The sequence below is a fragment of the Sneathiella glossodoripedis JCM 23214 genome, from assembly GCF_000616095.1.
GTDB lineage: Bacteria > Pseudomonadota > Alphaproteobacteria > Sneathiellales > Sneathiellaceae > Sneathiella > Sneathiella glossodoripedis.
Map to the genome: position 1 here is coordinate 683,946 of NZ_BAMS01000001.1, position 16,319 is coordinate 700,264.

At 46.7% G+C, this 16,319-nt stretch carries 17 protein-coding genes and 2 pseudogenes; 13 read left to right on the forward strand and 6 right to left on the reverse strand.

Annotation, left to right across the window (positions count from 1 at the left end):
- Window positions 1-139: 139 nt before the first annotated feature.
- Genes JCM23214_RS03425 through JCM23214_RS03440 form a run of 5 tightly spaced genes read left to right on the forward strand, consistent with a single transcriptional unit; the run spans window position 140 to window position 6,160 of the window.
- Window positions 140-2,032 (forward strand): ABC transporter ATP-binding protein, encoded by a 1,893-nt coding sequence (locus JCM23214_RS03425; protein WP_025897562.1) that lies wholly within the window; start codon window positions 140-142, stop codon window positions 2,030-2,032.
- Window positions 2,029-3,006: an ABC transporter substrate-binding protein gene (locus JCM23214_RS25810; protein ID WP_199899265.1), complete on the forward strand. Its 978-nt coding sequence runs from the start codon at window positions 2,029-2,031 to the stop codon at window positions 3,004-3,006. The genes JCM23214_RS03425 and JCM23214_RS25810 overlap by 4 nt, the downstream gene beginning before the upstream one ends.
- Window positions 2,964-3,947, forward strand: coding sequence for an ABC transporter substrate-binding protein (locus tag JCM23214_RS25815; protein WP_199899266.1), 984 nt, complete (start codon window positions 2,964-2,966; stop codon window positions 3,945-3,947). The genes JCM23214_RS25810 and JCM23214_RS25815 overlap by 43 nt, the downstream gene beginning before the upstream one ends.
- Before the next feature lie 3 nt (window positions 3,948-3,950).
- Window positions 3,951-4,979 carry an ABC transporter permease gene (locus JCM23214_RS03435; RefSeq protein WP_025897563.1) on the forward strand — a complete coding sequence of 343 codons (1,029 nt, stop codon included), beginning with the start codon at window positions 3,951-3,953 and terminating at the stop codon, window positions 4,977-4,979.
- Window positions 4,976-6,160, forward strand: a complete 1,185-nt coding sequence (locus tag JCM23214_RS03440) for an ABC transporter permease (RefSeq protein ID WP_025897564.1) — start codon at window positions 4,976-4,978, stop codon at window positions 6,158-6,160. The genes JCM23214_RS03435 and JCM23214_RS03440 overlap by 4 nt, the downstream gene beginning before the upstream one ends.
- Before the next feature lie 8 nt (window positions 6,161-6,168).
- On the opposite strand, the gene JCM23214_RS03445 is transcribed toward JCM23214_RS03440, so the two are convergent.
- Window positions 6,169-7,566: an adenylate/guanylate cyclase domain-containing protein gene (locus tag JCM23214_RS03445; RefSeq protein ID WP_199899267.1), complete on the reverse strand. Its 1,398-nt coding sequence runs from the start codon at window positions 7,564-7,566 to the stop codon at window positions 6,169-6,171.
- A 17-nt stretch (window positions 7,567-7,583) separates the two neighbouring features.
- Window positions 7,584-8,420, reverse strand: coding sequence for a class I SAM-dependent methyltransferase (locus JCM23214_RS03450; RefSeq protein WP_037492813.1), 837 nt, complete (start codon window positions 8,418-8,420; stop codon window positions 7,584-7,586).
- Window positions 8,421-8,532: 112 nt separating this feature from the next.
- Here JCM23214_RS03450 and JCM23214_RS03455 point away from each other — a divergent pair, with 112 nt between their 5' ends.
- Window positions 8,533-9,288 carry an enoyl-CoA hydratase/isomerase family protein gene (locus tag JCM23214_RS03455; RefSeq protein WP_148301759.1) on the forward strand — a complete coding sequence of 252 codons (756 nt, stop codon included), beginning with the start codon at window positions 8,533-8,535 and terminating at the stop codon, window positions 9,286-9,288.
- Window positions 9,289-9,290: 2 nt separating this feature from the next.
- Here the strand turns inward: JCM23214_RS03455 and JCM23214_RS23405 are convergent, their stop codons facing one another.
- The 4 genes and pseudogenes from JCM23214_RS23405 to hslV form a co-directional block, all read right to left on the reverse strand.
- A complete protein-coding gene (locus tag JCM23214_RS23405) occupies window positions 9,291-9,449 on the reverse strand; it encodes a hypothetical protein (protein WP_159104292.1) in 159 nt (52 codons plus the stop codon).
- A gap of 23 nt (window positions 9,450-9,472) precedes the next feature.
- Entirely contained in the window at window positions 9,473-10,060 is a 588-nt protein-coding gene (locus JCM23214_RS18895; RefSeq protein ID WP_051548005.1) for a PleD family two-component system response regulator, read from the reverse strand.
- Window positions 10,061-10,214: 154 nt separating this feature from the next.
- Complete coding sequence (gene hslU / locus JCM23214_RS03465; RefSeq protein ID WP_025897568.1) at window positions 10,215-11,525, reverse strand: ATP-dependent protease ATPase subunit HslU; 1,311 nt, start codon at window positions 11,523-11,525, stop codon at window positions 10,215-10,217.
- 2 nt (window positions 11,526-11,527) lie between these two features.
- Window positions 11,528-12,075: pseudogene (gene hslV, locus JCM23214_RS18900) on the reverse strand (ATP-dependent protease subunit HslV).
- Between the two features lie 176 nt (window positions 12,076-12,251).
- Here hslV and JCM23214_RS03475 point away from each other — a divergent pair.
- The 7 genes and pseudogenes from JCM23214_RS03475 to JCM23214_RS03505 all read left to right on the forward strand — a co-directional run bounded on the left by JCM23214_RS03475 (window position 12,252) and on the right by JCM23214_RS03505 (window position 16,318).
- The gene (locus tag JCM23214_RS03475) at window positions 12,252-12,476 is read left to right on the forward strand and encodes a hypothetical protein (protein ID WP_025897570.1); all 225 of its coding nucleotides are present in this window, start codon (window positions 12,252-12,254) and stop codon (window positions 12,474-12,476) included.
- 130 nt (window positions 12,477-12,606) lie between these two features.
- Entirely contained in the window at window positions 12,607-13,200 is a 594-nt protein-coding gene (hisB, locus tag JCM23214_RS03480) for an imidazoleglycerol-phosphate dehydratase HisB (RefSeq protein WP_025897572.1), read from the forward strand.
- Window positions 13,201-13,289: 89 nt separating this feature from the next.
- The gene (gene hisH, locus JCM23214_RS03485) at window positions 13,290-13,928 is read left to right on the forward strand and encodes an imidazole glycerol phosphate synthase subunit HisH (RefSeq protein ID WP_025897574.1); all 639 of its coding nucleotides are present in this window, start codon (window positions 13,290-13,292) and stop codon (window positions 13,926-13,928) included.
- Window positions 13,925-14,494 (forward strand): GNAT family N-acetyltransferase, encoded by a 570-nt coding sequence (locus JCM23214_RS03490; protein WP_037492569.1) that lies wholly within the window; start codon window positions 13,925-13,927, stop codon window positions 14,492-14,494. Before hisH ends, JCM23214_RS03490 begins: the two co-directional genes overlap by 4 nt.
- Window positions 14,491-15,225 (forward strand): 1-(5-phosphoribosyl)-5-[(5-phosphoribosylamino)methylideneamino]imidazole-4-carboxamide isomerase, encoded by a 735-nt coding sequence (gene hisA, locus JCM23214_RS03495; protein ID WP_025897577.1) that lies wholly within the window; start codon window positions 14,491-14,493, stop codon window positions 15,223-15,225. The genes JCM23214_RS03490 and hisA overlap by 4 nt, the downstream gene beginning before the upstream one ends.
- Window positions 15,218-15,975 (forward strand): annotated as a pseudogene (gene hisF, locus JCM23214_RS18905) (imidazole glycerol phosphate synthase subunit HisF). The gene hisA and the pseudogene hisF overlap by 8 nt, the downstream one beginning before the upstream one ends.
- Window positions 15,976-15,985: 10 nt before the next feature.
- Entirely contained in the window at window positions 15,986-16,318 is a 333-nt protein-coding gene (locus JCM23214_RS03505) for a phosphoribosyl-ATP diphosphatase (protein WP_025897578.1), read from the forward strand.
- Window position 16,319: the final 1 nt, after the last annotated feature.

Sequence of the window (16,319 nt, forward strand, 5' to 3'; positions counted from 1 at the left end):
GGTAGATACTTGCGCGTTGATTGCAAATGACAGGGGGCTGTTACTGGATTCAACTACGATCCGGAACATGCGTACACTGGGAATTGAAACTCACGCTTCAGGATATCAGCAGATCCAGAATTGGGGAAAAGAGTAGCTGATGTCCAACGTTTTACTTGTACGTGACCTAAAAGTTGAGTTTAGGGTTGCAGAAGGTGTTGTGAAAGCAGTGGACGGGGTCACTTTTCGGGTCCCCAAAGGGAAGACTGTTGCTTTGGTGGGCGAGTCGGGTTCTGGAAAGTCCGTCATTAGTCAGGCGATCATGTCTATCCTACCAAAAGCGGCCCATATCACAGATGGAGAAATTCTGTTTTTTGACCCTGAGAAACCCGGCAATTTTTATGATATTGCAAAATTGAAGCCTGAAAGCCGGGAAATGAGAGAAATTCGTGGGGGGCGGATAACGATCATTTTTCAGGAACCCATGACCTCTCTCTCTCCGCTTCATACGATTGGTAACCAGATTTCGGAAGCTCTTCATCTACACCACAAAAAAAGCAAGGAAGAAGGTTTGGAGCTTACAATCGACATGCTTCGATTGGTAGGATTTCCAAATCCTGAAGCAGCTGTAAACACATACCCGTTTGAGCTCTCTGGTGGTTTGCGACAAAGAGCAATGATTGCCATGGCGATGATTTGTCATCCGGCGCTTCTTATTGCCGATGAGCCGACAACAGCGCTTGATGTAACTATTCAGGCGCAAATTCTGGACCTGATGCAGAAATTGCAGCAAAAATTGAAAATGGCAATTCTGTTGATTACCCACGATCTGGGTGTGGTTGCCAGTATGGCTGATGAAGTTGTTGTCATGTATCATGGCAAGGTAATGGAACAGGGAACTCTTGAAGATATCTTTACGGACCCACGGCATCCTTACTTAAAAGCGCTGCTGAAAGCTGTTCCACGCTTCAATATGAAAGAAGGAGAGCGTTTAACTCCTATTCGGGAAATTACGCGTGATCAGGATAGCAAATTTTTGGCACAGGCTAATCCTCGGGAGGTACTCTCCGAGGACGATAAACCTATTTTGCAGGTTTCCAATCTGACCAAAGTCTTTTCAACTCGAAAAACCTCGCTTTTCGGGAGCAAACCTGCAGGAACTGTTAAGGCGGTGGATCAGGTTACTTTTTTTATAAAACCCGGGGAATGTTTGGGATTGGTCGGGGAATCCGGTTGCGGCAAGACAACACTTTCAAAAATGATATTGCGGGCAATTAGCGCAACTGAAGGCTCGGTTGTTTATAATGACCGCGGAAGTGATGTTGACGTACTGGCAATGAACAACAGCGAACTCTTTGATTATCGTAGCAAGGTCCAGTTTATTTTTCAGGACCCTTTTTCGTCGCTCAATCCTAGAATGACCGTGTTTGACATCATTTCTGAACCATTGGTAATTCACAATATTGGAACGCAAAAGGAACGTGAGGAAACTGTTAAAGAACTCATGAATTTGGTGGGATTGGATGTTCGTTTTTTACGGCGTTATCCTCATTCATTTTCAGGTGGCCAAAGGCAAAGGATCGGGATTGCACGTGCGCTGGCACTCAAACCGGATCTGTTGATATGCGATGAACCGGTCTCCGCGCTGGACGTATCCATTCAGGCGCAAATTCTGAACCTGCTAAAAGATTTGCAAAAAGAGCTGGGGCTGACCTATCTGTTTATTTCTCATAATCTTGCGGTTGTTGATTATATTGCTGATAGAATTGCGGTGATGTGTCAGGGGCGTCTGGTTGAGACGGCGCCAAAAGAGGTTCTGTTTAAAAACCCCATTCACCCATACACAAAAAGGCTGCTGGCTGCCGTTCCGGAACCAAATCCTGATCACAAGCTGGATTTCGATCATCTGGTTTCAGAAAAAGCGTCAGATCCGTCACAATGGGAGGCACCCTTTACGATTAATGATGACACGAAACCGCTCATGCTTGATCTGGGTGATGGTCATTTTGTCAGGGTGCATGAGGGGACAAGCGTAAAGGATCTGAAGTCATGATACAGTTGTCAAAGCGTGATTTCAGTATTGCAGTTGTTGCTCTCAGTCTTTTGCTTGCTTGGGTTACTTCAGTTTCAGCAAGGACGGAAGTTCCGTTTTTCGAGGCTGAAGTCAAATCCGGGGCACTTGAGCCAGTGGAGCACAGATTGCCTGAAAATCCAATGGTTGTTCCCTTGTTTGAGGGGCAGGAGCTTGGCAGGTACGGCGGCACGTTAAATAGCCTTATTGGGAATCCGTCTGATGTGAAACTTCTGTTTGTATATGGCTATGCACGGCTTTTGGGTTATACGCCGTCCTTGAAGCTGGTTCCTGATATACTTGCAAATTATGAAGTTGAAGAAAATCGGATATTCACGTTCACTTTGCGAAAAAATCATCGTTGGTCTGATGGCGCTCCATTTACAACCGAGGATTTCCGCTATTGGTGGGAGGATGTAGCGAATAATCCGAAATTGTCACCAACCGGACCTCCTGTAGCTATGCTTGTTGACGGAAAACCGCCGACCGTCACGATACTAAATGAATTGCGGGTTCGATATGAGTGGGATCAACCAAATCCGGATTTTCTACGGCATCTGGCAAGCGCTGCTCCATTGTTGATCTACCGACCGTCTCATTACTTGAAGCCGTTCCACGAAAAATATGTGGATATGTCCAAAATGAGCAAAATTCAGAAGATCAAGTTCAAATCATGGGCATCGAAACATAATCGACTGGATAACCTCTATAAATTTGACAATCCTGAACTTCCGACATTGCAACCATGGCGTAATATAACTGCTGCTCCGGCAACCCGATTTGTTGGGGTGAGAAATCCGTATTTCCATCGAGTAGATTTGGAAGGGCGACAGCTCCCCTATATTGATCGAGTGGTGTTGTCAGTATCTGAGCCGAAACTGATCTCTGCGAAGCTGCTTCAGGTGATGTCGATTTGCAGGTACGTGCTATCAAGTTACAGGATGCAACCTTTTTGAAAGCAAACGAGAAACGCTCTGCTTATCGGGTTCTGTTGTGGCCAACAGTCCAGGGTTCGCATTTCGCGCTTTTTCCAAATCTGAACGCCAATGATCCTAAATGGCGGAAACTGCTAAGAGATGTAAGATTTCGCCGCGCGCTATCCTTGGCAATTGACCGCGAAGAAATCAATGATGTGTTGTTCTTCGGATTGGCCAAAGAAGGCAACAATACCGTCCAGGAGCAAAGTGAACTTTTTGAAGACCATTTTCAAACAAACTGGGCGGAATTGGATTTTGAAAAAGCCAACCAATTACTGGACGAGTTGGGTCTTACCAAGCGCAATGATAATGGAATAAGGTTGATGGAAGATGGGGAGCCCCTGTCTATCATTGTCGAAACAGCAGGCGAGAGTACAGAGCAGACTGATGTCCTGGAGCTGATCCGCGATTCCTGGCGTGAAATTGGTGTCGCCCTTTTTACAAAACCGTCTCAACGCACAGTGTTTCGAAATCGGATATTTTCCGGAGAGACCATAATGTCCGTATGGTCAGGAATGGAAAATGGCGTGCCAACAGCAAATGAGAGCCCAGCAAGGTTGGCCACAACCAGTCAGCTTAGCTACCAATGGCCCAAATGGGGGCAGTATTACGAGACCAAGGGGCAATCTGGCGAGCCAGTTGATATGCCAGAGGTTGAGCGACTGAATGAGCTCTATCGGGCTTGGCATATAGCTGACAACGATCAGGAACGGACGCGGATCTGGAAAGAAATGCTCCAAATTCATGTTGAGCAGCAATTCACAATTGGTGTGGTAAGCGGAATTTTACAGCCGATCGTAGTTAAAAACCATTTGATGAATGTCCCGAAAAAAGCAATTTTTAATTGGGATCCGGGTGCTCATTTGGGCATGTATCATCCAGATTTATTCTGGTTCAATGAAGAGAGGGTGAAGGAGTAAGTCATGTTCAGCTACTTTATCCAGCGCCTTCTGGTCATGATTCCAACACTGCTGATTGTCAGTATCCTCACGTTTATCATTATCCAGTTGCCACCCGGGGATTATCTATCAAATCAGTTACAAGAGCTAAAAGCGCAAGGTGAAAGCGCGAGTGCGGCGGCAAAAATTACTTTTTTGAGAGAACAGTATTCACTCGATAAACCATTGATAGAGCAATATGCAATCTGGATGGGTTTTTGGCCCGGCCCAAATGGTTTTTCTGGTCTTTTGCAAGGGGATTGGGGACACAGTTTCGCATATGATCTTCCGGTAACTGAAGTGCTCGGCGATCGAATGCTGCTAACCTTTGTAATCAATTTTTCCACGATTTTATTTATTTATATAGTGGCGTTTCCAATCGGTGTTTATTCGGCAACCAGACAATACTCGATCGGAGATTATGGGTTTACCCTGATCGGTTATTTGGGGTTGGCGACTCCAAATTTCCTGTTGGCAATGGTTCTGCTCTATTATGCCAACTATTATTTTGGCCTATCCATTGGCGGGCTGATGGATGAAAAATACCTGGATCAACCTTGGAGTTGGGAAAAGGTCAAATCTGTACTCGATCATATGATCATTCCAGTGATCGTGATTGGCACCAGCGGCACGGCCGCCATGATCCGCAGGTTACGTGCCAATCTTCTTGATGAGCTGCAAAAACAATATGTCACGACCGCCCGCGCCAAAGGGGTTCCGCGTCTTAAGACGCTCGTCAAATATCCAATTCGAATGTCTCTAAATCCGTTTATTGCTGATATTGGCAACTTGTTGCCTGATGTTATTTCAGGCTCGGTTATTGTAAGTGCAGTGCTTAGTTTGCCAACAGCCGGGCCCATGTTGCTTGAAGCCTTGCGCAGTCAGGATCAGTATCTGGCAGGATCCTTCCTGATGTTCCTTGCCCTGCTCACCGTAATTGGTGTCTTTATTTCTGACCTGCTTTTGGCGGCACTTGATCCACGGATCAGACTGACAGGAGGGGCAACCAAATGAGTGATACCGCAAATAGCGGCCGCGAGACCCGCCTAGAACATTGGCATTCAAAAGAGCCGTTCGATCCGCAATCCGTAGAGAAATTGACACCGGAGCAGGAACAGTATTACATGGCCTCTCAGTGGCGAATGATGTGGTGGAAATTCTGCCGGCATCGTCTTGCCGTTGTAAGCGGTATTATTTTGCTCCTGTTTTATCTGTCGATACTGTTTTCGGAGTTTCTGGCTCCTTATGAATTACATAGTCGAAATACGAAATATATTTTTGCACCGCCTCAATCCATTCATATTTTCCATGAGGGGGAATTGCGAGCACCCTTTGTATATGGCTACCGACAGCGATTGAATCTGGAAACTCTGCAGAGGGAATACAGGGTCGATACAAACCGGATTTACACCTTGCGGTATTTTTGCCGAGGCGACAAATACAAGATGTGGGGGCTTTTTGAATCTGATTTGCATCTGGTTTGTCCGGATGACCAGCGTAGAGCCAGTTTTTTCTGGCTGGGAACGGACAGGCTTGGGCGGGATATTCTCTCGCGAATTATATATGGTACACGTATCTCTCTTACCATTGGTCTTATCGGTATTATCATAAGCTTTACCCTTGGTATCATTTTAGGGGGTATTTCGGGCTATTATGGCGGCTGGATTGATAATGTTATTCAAAGAACAATTGAGCTTCTTAAATCCTTGCCCCAGTTACCTTTGTGGTTGGCCTTGTCTGCAGCATTGCCGGTTACATGGTCGCCAATATGGGTCTTTTTTGGATTGACAATTATTTTGGGCCTGCTGGATTGGCCCGGTCTTGCGCGCGCTGTCAGATCCAAATTCTTATCACTGCGCGAAGAAGACTTTACGACCGCTGCGCAGCTTATGGGGGCAAGTCCTCCCCGGATTATCGGCAGACATCTTCTGCCCTCTTTCGCATCTCATCTGATCGCCAGCGCAAGCCTCGCGGTACCCAGTATGATACTGGGGGAAACCGCTCTATCTTTTCTGGGTTTGGGATTACGCCCTCCCATCACGTCCTGGGGCGTGTTGTTAAATGAGACAACCAACATTAATGCGGTGGCGACCACACCTTGGTTAATGTATCCGGTTGTGCCGGTCATAATTGTTGTGCTTGCGTTTAATTTTCTGGGAGATGGACTTCGTGACGCTGCAGATCCCTATAAATAGGGTAGCGGTTAGGCCGGGTCCCCAACAACAACAAGATCCACAAGGCCTGTAACTCCACCAACGTGACGAGCAGCGCGGATTTCATTTTGTTGTGCCGGTTTATAACCCTGTGCTAAGGCAGTTTCAAAACATTCCAATGTTACAACTGTTTGTGCTTTTTCGTCTTTGGCATGTTTGTCCAGCTTTGCAGCCAGATTGACAGGTTCCCCTATCACCGTATATTCCAGCCGGCTTTCATCGCCAACAGCACCAAAGAGAATTTGTCCCGATGCTGCTGTAAAGCGGATATATTGGGGTGATAGACCTTCAGAAATTCTTTCTTTTTCCCAGTTGCCGGCTTCCAGCATCATTTCGTCCAATGCCTGCATACAATCAGCAGCAAAGCTGTCCGAGTTTTCAACGGCACCAAATGTTGCTAATATTCCGTCTCCCAAAAATTTATCGATCGCGCCACCATGAGACTGAATAATGGGCACCATACGCGCCTGATATTCCGCGAGAAGTTCTATGACCTCATTCGCTGGCTTTTCCATGGATAATTTAGTAAATCCTTGCAAATCGCAGTGAAGGATCGCAGCGCTACGAATTTGTCCTGTTCCCGGCTTGATCCAGTTTTCTGAGTGGGTAATTTGATCAGCAATCTCTGGACTGAAAAAACGGGATAAATCTCGAGCGGCGGTGGCCTGAGATACGGAATTGATCAGCAGTCTTCGGGCACGGGCGATTACCAGTGCCAAGATGGCTGTCACAATCAATATGCTGATCACCTTGTCAAACTCGGCCCCGATCAGGATTTTGTGGGACATGGTGTAGAGCACATAATCGTCTGTAATGACATTCATGCCTCCACTTTCATAAATGGCATAGCTCATTAATATGAGCCATCCGATTGCCGCCGTAAAACCAGCCAGCAACACATAACGTAATTCAAAGCGAAGTGCCCTTAAGGCAATGAATATAAAAACATACAGTAGCGTTGGTGCTTTTAAATAAAAGGATGGTGGTTGTTGATACTGAATATGGAAACTCCAGATCAGAAACAGAAGGAGAGACATATCCGCGATAACGGATATAGAAAGTACCCATCCTGGAAGACGCCAGTTTATCGCCCAGATAAGTCTGCACACCGAGAAGCTGAAGTAAGCAAATAGCGCATAGGGCACTGGTGCAAACATGGTGTCCTGAGAAAAGGTTTTGGGAGATAGAAAATACAGAACCGCAAAAACCAGAACCAGCAACAATTGAACCGATGCTATCAGGACTTCGGATTGATCTTGCTGGCGTTGAATGGCTAACTGCACACGTTCAGGTGGATGACCTTCGATCGGTTCTCCCAAAAGATATGCGCTTTTTAAAAAAGATATCATCGCATTACTATGCCTGATCCCTTTTAAAATGACAGTCACAACTTCTCATATGTTTGTTAGAATTGTTTTCGAAGCCATAGACTGGTCTCCACGGCACCTTTTCGAAGCGGAATATTATCGAGACCGCTCGCCTCGATTTCTGTTTTCATGCGGCGAGCTACATAGGCGCTTGAAAACAGGAGTTCGAAACCACAAAGCAATAAAGGCGCTACAGCCTGTTGCTCGTTGTAACCCCGCCAGTGCCAACTATCCGGATACGCAAAGGGGAGCATAATGTCGTGGATATGGATTATTACGCCTTTAGGGAGAATGGGCAAAACAGTTAGCAGTAAATGATCGACATCGCTTCCGGGCATTGCAATGTGACTGCTATCAATAAAAAGAATGTCGTTCTCTCCAAGTTGTCTGAATATTTCAGTATCGACAGACTGAACGATATTTCCATGGATTTCGACGGGTAATTTGGATATGTCCGCCCGCGGGGCCGGATCAATTGCTGTGAAGTTGGTGTTGAGTTCACCGTCCTGCACTGCCTGCATCATGAAACGTGTTGAATGCCCGGAACCGATTTCGATAATTGAAGACGGTTTGTATTTTCGAACCATAGAATAGGCGGATGCACCATCCAGCCGGGGAAACCAGTCCTGTTCCCATCTGGGGTAGGGGGGCGGAAATTTACCAAACTCTGCAAAGGTTTCTTGGAAGCCGGAGATAAATTTGAGAAACCTTTCAAACTCCTCTCTCTTCTGATCAAATTTCTCTTCAAGAGACGTGTAGACATGCTTTTCAGACTGCTGCGGAATACTGTCAGCATAGCGATAAGGGATAAAATATCCCTGCTTGCGAATATTAAGAAGGGTGCTGATCCCCATCCGGAGTAATCTGAAATTCATGAACTGAATACCTGCTTGCAATGTGAAGCCTGATTTAGGCTGCCCAGTTATTTTGGTAACTGAACCTGAATATGCTACAGATGATCAAAACACAATAACAGGACCAGATTTCATGGGATCATTCTTCAGCTCTGTAACAAATGGCACCATTCTCACAGTTACTTTACAAAAGCCGGCGCAGCATAATGTATTGAACCCGGATGAAATGGGTGAATTGAAAGATCATTTCCTTGAAATGAGTAAGGTTGAAGGACTCCTCGCAGTCGTTTTGACGGGAGAGGGGAAAAGCTTTTGTGCCGGAGCAAATTTGGGTGAACTGGGTGATTATAATTTTTCTGAAAATCCTTTGGAAAATTTGACGGACGCGATTGAAAATTTTCCGGCCCCTGTGATTTGCAAGTTAAATGGTGGTGTTTACGGGGGAGGTACAGATTTGGCTCTTGCCTGTGATTTCCGGGTGGGGTGTGCCTCAATGAAATGCTTTATCCCTCCGGCCAAGATTGGTATTCACTATCATCCTGCTGGTATGGCGCGCGCGGTCTCCCGGCTTGGACTTGGACCTGCAAAACGGTTGTTTCTTGCACTTGAAACCATGAACGGTCAGGAACTGAAGAATGTCGGGTTTCTGGATTATCTCGTTGAAGAGAGTGATCTCGATCAGTTTGTAGCTGATCTGGCTCAAAAAATGAGTGAACTTGCGCCGTTAAGTTTGCGTGGTATGAAAGCGACATTTAATGACATTGCCCGTCAATCATACAATGATCAGGCAGCGCGCGAAGCCCAGCTTAAATGTCTTCAGTCAGCGGATTTTGAAGAAGGACGCAAAGCCATGGATGAAAAGCGTCCTCCTCGATTTAAGGGTAAATGAAATCAGGTGATCCTGAAACGCTGTAATGTATCGGCAAGATCTGATCCGAACTGATCGCCACGCCTAATCAAACCGACTGCGATTGGCAGTGGTTTCAAATCAGGATGCTCGGGCTCCAGACTTGTGAGCACAGCAACAGGAATATTTTTTGTGACAGGCATCGCTGATAACGCACATGCGATGTCTATACCTGAAAGCTTGGCATGACGGCAGTTGTAATCACTAAATCGGGCTTGGTTTCGACAACGATTTGAAAGGCCTCGACAGGATCCAGAACAGTTGTTACCCGATAGCCGCAGGCTGCCAGTTCTCTCTCCACGACCTTGGCTGCTGTGCGTTGGGGCATTATTAAGATGACTTCTTTGTCCGTGACGGATACATCTGCGACATCGAACGTACTTTTATGAGGCAAGTTCCGTATAACGGTTGCAATTTCTTCGGGCGGTAGTTCTTCACCATCCAAAATTGAGCTGATTTTATCACTGAATCGTTGCAGGTCATCAAGATGTTCCGGTTTCACCTCGGTCGCTTTGCCAAGGAAATCATCCATCCTTAAGCTTAAGGGGGTCAAGCCGGGTAAATTTACTGCTTTTACTTTTAACCGAAGATTTGAAGCATCCTGAGCAAGCAACGCGGCTGCTTCTTTTGGTCCCAGTGTGCCACTTCGAACTTGTTGCATACGCACTTCTAGGCTTGCGACAACATCTCTCGCCTCATCCAGTGCTTCCTGTTCGTACTGGGCTTCCAGTTCTTCTTCACTCAAAACTCTCATAACTACTGATCTTCCCCTCTAATCGATCGATAGGAAGAAGGTTAGGACCTGTGAGTTAAGCAATCCTAAATTCTGAAAAATGAGAGTGATAATCAGGGGTATGAAGGCAAATGTGACGGGTTTTCCATAAATATTCGGAAAACCCGGCTGAGATTTAGAGGATAAATTTGGATAAATCAGAATCGGTTGTGAGATTCCCCAGATGCTCATTTACATATGCAGCGTCGATTACAACTTCCGTGCCTGCACTATCCGCAGCAGAAAAGCTTATGTCTTCCAGAACCTTTTCAAGAATTGTGTGAAGCCTGCGGGCGCCTATATTTTCAACCGTTGCGTTAACCTTTTCGGAGATGGCTGCGATTTCCTCAATTGCATCATCGGCGAAAGTCAGTTTCACTTCTTCAGTTTCCAGAAGCGCTACATATTGCTTGATAAGGCTTGCCTGAGGTTCAGTAAGGATCTGTTTAAAATCTTCTTTGGTCAGCGGCGTTAGCTCAACCCTGATCGGAAGACGTCCCTGTAACTCTGGAAGTAGATCAGATGGTTTCGCGACGTGAAACGCGCCGGAGGCAATAAACAGGATGTGGTCAGTGTGCACAGTTCCATATTTTGTTGAAACGATTGTTCCCTCGATCAGAGGCAGCAAGTCTCGTTGGACACCTTCGCGGCTCACATCAGCACCCTGACGGTCACTTCTTGCACAAATCTTGTCAATTTCATCAAGAAATACGATCGCATTATTTTCGACAAGTTTGATTGCATCGCGAACAACATTGTCCTCATCCAAAAGCTTGTCGCTTTCTTCTTCAATCAAAACCTTGTAGCTGTCAGCGACTTTCATTTTTTTGGGTTTGGTGCGCTGAGGACCCATCTTGCCAAAAATATCATTTAAATTGAGCATACCCATTTGGGCACCAGGCATTCCGGGAATATCAAATGTCGGCATACCACCCGAACTGTTATCAATGAGATTAAGCTCAACTTCCTTGTCGTCGAGCTGCCCTTCTCTTAACATTTTTCTGAATTTCTGACGCGTATCTGCAGTTGCGCCTTCACCAACCAGCGCGTCCAGAACTCTCTCTTCTGCTGCCAGTTCAGCCTTGGCGACGACTTCTTTGCGCTTTTGGTCGCGAACCATGGAAATTGCTATTTCCATCAGATCGCGAATAATTTGTTCAACATCCCGGCCCACATAGCCCACTTCAGTGAATTTAGTCGCTTCCACTTTCAGGAATGGTGCATTTGCAAGTTTGGCAAGGCGTCTGGAAATTTCAGTTTTACCAACACCGGTCGGACCAATCATCAGAATGTTCTTGGGCAGGACTTCGTCTTTCATCTCGTCAGAAAGCTGCTGTCTGCGCCAGCGGTTGCGCAGGGCAATCGCTACTGAACGTTTGGCTTCTTTTTGTCCTACAATATGCCGATCCAGTTCATAGACAATTTCACGGGGGCTCAGATTTGCCATAATCAAATACTCTCTACGGTCAGATTTTCATTTGTGTATACACAGATTTCAGCGGCAATTGCCATTGACTTGCGGGCAACCTGCTCGGCATCCAAGCCATCAACATCGATAAGGGCTCTCGCAGCGGAGATGCATAGTTCCCGCCCGATCCGATAGCGATAATTCCATCTTCGGGCTCCAGCACATCGCCATTTCCGGTCAGGATCAGTGAAACATCTTTGTCTACGACAGCCATCATTGCTTCCAGGCGCCGCAGGTATTTATCGGTTCGCCAGTCTTTTGCAAGTTCAACACAGGCACGTGTCAGGTTTCCGGGATGCTGCTCAAGCTTGCTTTCCAATCGCTCAAACAGGGTGAACGCATCGGCTGTTGCGCCAGCGAAGCCTACTATTACATTACCTCCAGCGCCAATTCGGCGAACCTTTTTGGCATTGCCTTTGATAACAGTTTGGCCCAATGAAACCTGACCATCACCGGCAATAACGACTTTGTCGCCTTTGCGAATGGACAGAATTGTTGTGCCGTGCCAACTTTTTTGTTGTTCAGACATGTAGTTCAGCTTTCAGCTTTGTGGTTGATCTTAGACAGACGATGTAACCATTTTCTGACCGGGGTCAAGAGCTGGTCACCTAAAACAGGCAGCAAGAAAGGTTTCCAGTTCACATAATTTGATCATGAGCGTCTGCAAACCAGTAACAAAAACGAGGGACCTGCTTGGAGATTTCAATGCAACAGACTCATGATCAGAACACACGTAAAGTTGAAAAAGTAAATAACCTCAAGGCTATTTTCGATATTTTGGCGTATCTGCAGGTAGATGCATGTGAAGACGGACATGTTGAACTGTCCGATAGGTTGGGTTTTGCAATGAACTGCGCAGAACAGGAGTTAAAGCAGCTTCAGAAAGAAAATGAAAAAGCAAGCGAACCTTCAACGCCACCTGTCGCCTGATTTTACCGAAAAGTAATCCCTGTCATTCCTGCAAGCAGAGTATTTATGCGTCTTTTCTTGGTTTTGGCGACGACTCCTGCTATATCCACGCTGTGGAATTAACTAAAGTCGCTCCGTGAAAGGAATGCACATGCGTGAAGGTCGTGTTACGCGGACAACGAAAGAAACGGATATCGAGGTCTGGTTGGATCTTGATGGTACAGGCAATTATGATGTCGAGACAGGTATTGGCTTTTTGGACCATATGCTTGAACAGCTCTCCCGTCATAGTCTTATTGATCTGAAAGTCCGCGCCAAGGGTGACCTTCACATTGATTTTCATCACACCACGGAAGATACCGGAATTGCGATCGGACAAGCCTTTTCCAAGGCACTTGGTGATTTGAAGGGTATTCGCCGTTACGCTTCTGCTCATATTCCAATGGATGAAACGCTGACCCGGGTATCACTGGATATCTCCAATCGTCCCTATCTCATTTGGAAAGTCAATTTCACTCGGGATAAACTGGGTGAGATGGATACCGAGCTTTTCAAGGAATGGTTTCAGGCTTTCGCAGGGTCCGCTGGGATCACTTTGCATATAGAAAATCTATATGGTGAGAACAATCATCATATTATTGAAAGCTGCTTTAAGGCACTGGCACGCTCACTTCGCGATGCGGTGGAAATTGATCCGCGCAGAAGTGATGCAGTTCCTTCAACAAAAGGTGTTTTGGGCGGGTGAACAAGCTCGCCTGAATTCTCATATTCCCCAACGAATGAAGTTTAGGAATTGAGCGGGTTCGCAAAATGGACCTGCTCAGGAATTTTAAAATGATTGCAATTATCGATTACGGTTCCGGGAACTTGCGCTCTGCAGCCAAGGCGTTCGAGCGCTGCGTTCAGGAAACTGGTTTAAGCGAAGAGGTTGTTGTAACAAGTGATCCTGATGTAGCTGCAAAGGCGGATCGTATTGTACTGCCCGGTGTAGGAGCCTTTAAGGATTGCAAAGATGGCCTGCAGTCCGTTTCTGGAATGACCGAAGCGCTAACGGAGGCAGTTCTTGGCAGAGGCGTTCCTTTTTTTGGAATTTGCGTCGGAATGCAACTGATGGCCAGTCGCAGCCTTGAATACGGAGAAACCGACGGGCTTGGCTGGATCGGAGGCTCTGTATCACCGCTTGAGTTGAGCGATCCGACGCTGAAAATTCCGCATATGGGTTGGAATGAACTTGAAATGACTTCCGATCACGTCTTGCTGGAAGGACTTGCTGACGGGGATCACATCTATTTTGTACATAGCTATCATGTTGTAACAGAAGATCCCTCTCATGTGTTGGCGACAGTGAATTATGGTGGAACTGTTACTGCCATAATCGGGCGGGACAATATGATCGGTACCCAGTTTCACCCAGAAAAAAGTCAAAGCGCTGGATTGAAACTGATTTCGAACTTCCTGAACTGGAAACCATGAGGCCAGAAATTATGGATGACAGTAACAAACCCATATTACAGCCTGTGATTGAGCTTATGGACGACATCAGTGATCGTGATCTTGAAGATCTTTGTATTGCTGTGGATGAAGCAGTGCTTGATGGAAACGGTTTTGGTTGGCTCAAGCCGCCTGAGCGGAGCAAGCAAAAATCGTTTTGGCGAGGCGTTGTTACAATGCCAATGCGAGAACTTTACTGTGCCCGTTTCGAAGGGCGCATCGTGGGGTCAGCCCAGCTGATAAAACCATTTGCCAATAATGAAGCCGGGGCGCATATCGCCAATATTTCAACCTTTTTTATTGCCCCTTATGCCCGTGGACATGGGCTGGCAATTGGTATGCTGGAGGTACTTGTTCAGTCTGCCCGTAAACAGGGTTTTAAAGCTCTGGAGGTGGATGTGAGAGAGACCCAGAAAGCAGCCATTTCCCTAATCGAGAATAGCGGATTTGTCCGCTGGGGTGTAAAGAAGAAATATGCGTGGAACGGAGAGCGCTTTGTAAGCGGTTTCTACTATACCAAAGACCTTGAGGAGGTCGTCAAATTATGAACCTGTATCCCGCAATCGATCTCAAGGATGGCAATTGCGTCCGACTGTTACGCGGCGAAATGGATGCTGCAACGGTGTTTAACAATGATCCGGGCGCACAAGCCAAAGCGTTTCGCGATGCCGGTTTCAAGAAGATACATCTGGTGGACCTGAACGGTGCATTTGAAGGCAAACCGGTAAATGCCGAAGCTGTTGAGCGTATTCTGGCAGCGACCGATGTTCCAGCGCAACTGGGTGGTGGTATTCGTGATCTGGAGACAATTGAAATGTGGTTGTCGAAAGGAATTGATCGAGTCATCCTGGGCACCATTGCCTTAAAAGATCCGGAATTGGTCAAGACGGCTTGCCGTAATTTTCCGGGTCATATTGCCGTTGGAATTGATGCAAGGGATGGAATGGTTGCGATCGAAGGCTGGGCTGAGACAAGCGAGACTTCAGCCCTTGATTTGGCCCGCAAGTTTGAAGACGCAGGCGTGGATGCAATCATATATACCGATATTGATCGAGACGGCGCGCTGCAAGGGGTAAATGTTGAGGCAACTCAGTCACTTGCAAGTGCAATTTCTATTCCTGTGATCGCATCAGGTGGTGTTGCGTCAATCAAGGATATTGAAAACCTTCTGGCTGTCAGGGATAGTGGTATTGAAGGCGTTATTATTGGTCGGGCGCTTTATGATGGGCGCATTGATCCTGCCGCAGCCTTAGAACTGGTGGAACAGGCCAATGCTTAAAGCGAGAGTGATACCCTGTCTGGATGTTAAGGATGGCAGAGTTGTCAAAGGGGTTAATTTTGTTGACCTTATTGATGCTGGTGATCCGGTCGAACAGGCGCGGGTTTATGACGAACAGGGCGCTGATGAACTTTGTTTTCTGGACATAACCGCAAGCTCTGATAATCGGGACACCATTTATGATGTGGTCCGAAGAACCGCGGAACAATGTTTCATCCACTAACCGTTGGCGGAGGTGTCAGAACTGTTGATGATGTTCGAAAACTTCTTCTTGCTGGCGCTGACAAGGTTTCCATTAACACTGCGGCGGTTACAAATCCCGAATTTGTTCGAGAAGCTGCGCAGAAATTTGGAAATCAGTGTATTGTGGTTGCAATAGACGCGAAGCAGACTGGTGAAAACAGGTTCGAAATTTTCACTCATGGGGGACGAAACCCTACCGGAATTGATGCTGTGGAATGGGCCCGGAAGATGGCCGATTACGGTGCGGGAGAAATTTTGCTGACCTCCATGGACAGGGATGGGACGCGTTCAGGATTTAATCTTGAGCTTACCAGAGCGATTGCGGATGCTGTTAAAATTCCGGTGATCGCCTCGGGAGGTGTTGGAACTCTAGAGCATCTGGCAGAAGGAATAAGAGACGGCCATGCAACAGCTGTGTTGGCGGCTTCCATTTTCCATTTTGGAGAATACACTATCACTGAGGCCAAAGAAGCAATGCGGGATGCAGGCATTCCTGTAAGATTATAACGGAGGCGGAATGAGTAGTCAGGCTGAAATGCTGGATCGTCTCTATGAGACTGTTTTGGCTAGAAAAACGGAGACTTCTGAAAACTCCTATACCGCGAGGCTTTATGCCAAGGGCACAAAGAAAATCGCTCAGAAGGTCGGTGAAGAAGGCGTAGAGCTTTCGCTTGCGGCAGCTTTGGAGAATAAGGCTGAAATTGTAAGCGAAAGCGCTGATCTGTTGTACCATATGTGCGTATTATGGGCGAATGCGGACATCACTCCGGACATGGTGTACGCAGAATTGGCAAAGAGAGAGGGCCTTTCAGGCCTTGATGAAAAAGCCTCCAGAAAAGAGAAGGGGTAGA

What these genes read in the sequence shown, in the direction of transcription:
- hslU (WP_025897568.1), bottom strand. Translation starts at nt 11,525, where the DNA reads ATGGCAAATCTGAGCCCCCGTGAAATTGTCTATGAACTGGATCGGCAT.
- JCM23214_RS03505 (WP_025897578.1), top strand. Translation starts at nt 15,986, where the DNA reads ATGAGTAGTCAGGCTGAAATGCTGGATCGTCTCTATGAGACTGTTTTG.
- JCM23214_RS03475 (WP_025897570.1), top strand. Translation starts at nt 12,252, where the DNA reads ATGCAACAGACTCATGATCAGAACACACGTAAAGTTGAAAAAGTAAAT.
- JCM23214_RS03450 (WP_037492813.1), bottom strand. Translation starts at nt 8,420, where the DNA reads ATGAATTTCAGATTACTCCGGATGGGGATCAGCACCCTTCTTAATATT.
- JCM23214_RS18895 (WP_051548005.1), bottom strand. Translation starts at nt 10,060, where the DNA reads ATGAGAGTTTTGAGTGAAGAAGAACTGGAAGCCCAGTACGAACAGGAA.
- JCM23214_RS03455 (WP_148301759.1), top strand. Translation starts at nt 8,533, where the DNA reads ATGGGATCATTCTTCAGCTCTGTAACAAATGGCACCATTCTCACAGTT.
- JCM23214_RS03490 (WP_037492569.1), top strand. Translation starts at nt 13,925, where the DNA reads ATGAGGCCAGAAATTATGGATGACAGTAACAAACCCATATTACAGCCT.
- hisB (WP_025897572.1), top strand. Translation starts at nt 12,607, where the DNA reads ATGCGTGAAGGTCGTGTTACGCGGACAACGAAAGAAACGGATATCGAG.
- JCM23214_RS25810 (WP_199899265.1), top strand. Translation starts at nt 2,029, where the DNA reads ATGATACAGTTGTCAAAGCGTGATTTCAGTATTGCAGTTGTTGCTCTC.
- JCM23214_RS03440 (WP_025897564.1), top strand. Translation starts at nt 4,976, where the DNA reads ATGAGTGATACCGCAAATAGCGGCCGCGAGACCCGCCTAGAACATTGG.
- hisH (WP_025897574.1), top strand. Translation starts at nt 13,290, where the DNA reads ATGATTGCAATTATCGATTACGGTTCCGGGAACTTGCGCTCTGCAGCC.
- JCM23214_RS03425 (WP_025897562.1), top strand. Translation starts at nt 140, where the DNA reads ATGTCCAACGTTTTACTTGTACGTGACCTAAAAGTTGAGTTTAGGGTT.
- hisA (WP_025897577.1), top strand. Translation starts at nt 14,491, where the DNA reads ATGAACCTGTATCCCGCAATCGATCTCAAGGATGGCAATTGCGTCCGA.
- JCM23214_RS23405 (WP_159104292.1), bottom strand. Translation starts at nt 9,449, where the DNA reads ATGCCTGTCACAAAAAATATTCCTGTTGCTGTGCTCACAAGTCTGGAG.
- JCM23214_RS03435 (WP_025897563.1), top strand. Translation starts at nt 3,951, where the DNA reads ATGTTCAGCTACTTTATCCAGCGCCTTCTGGTCATGATTCCAACACTG.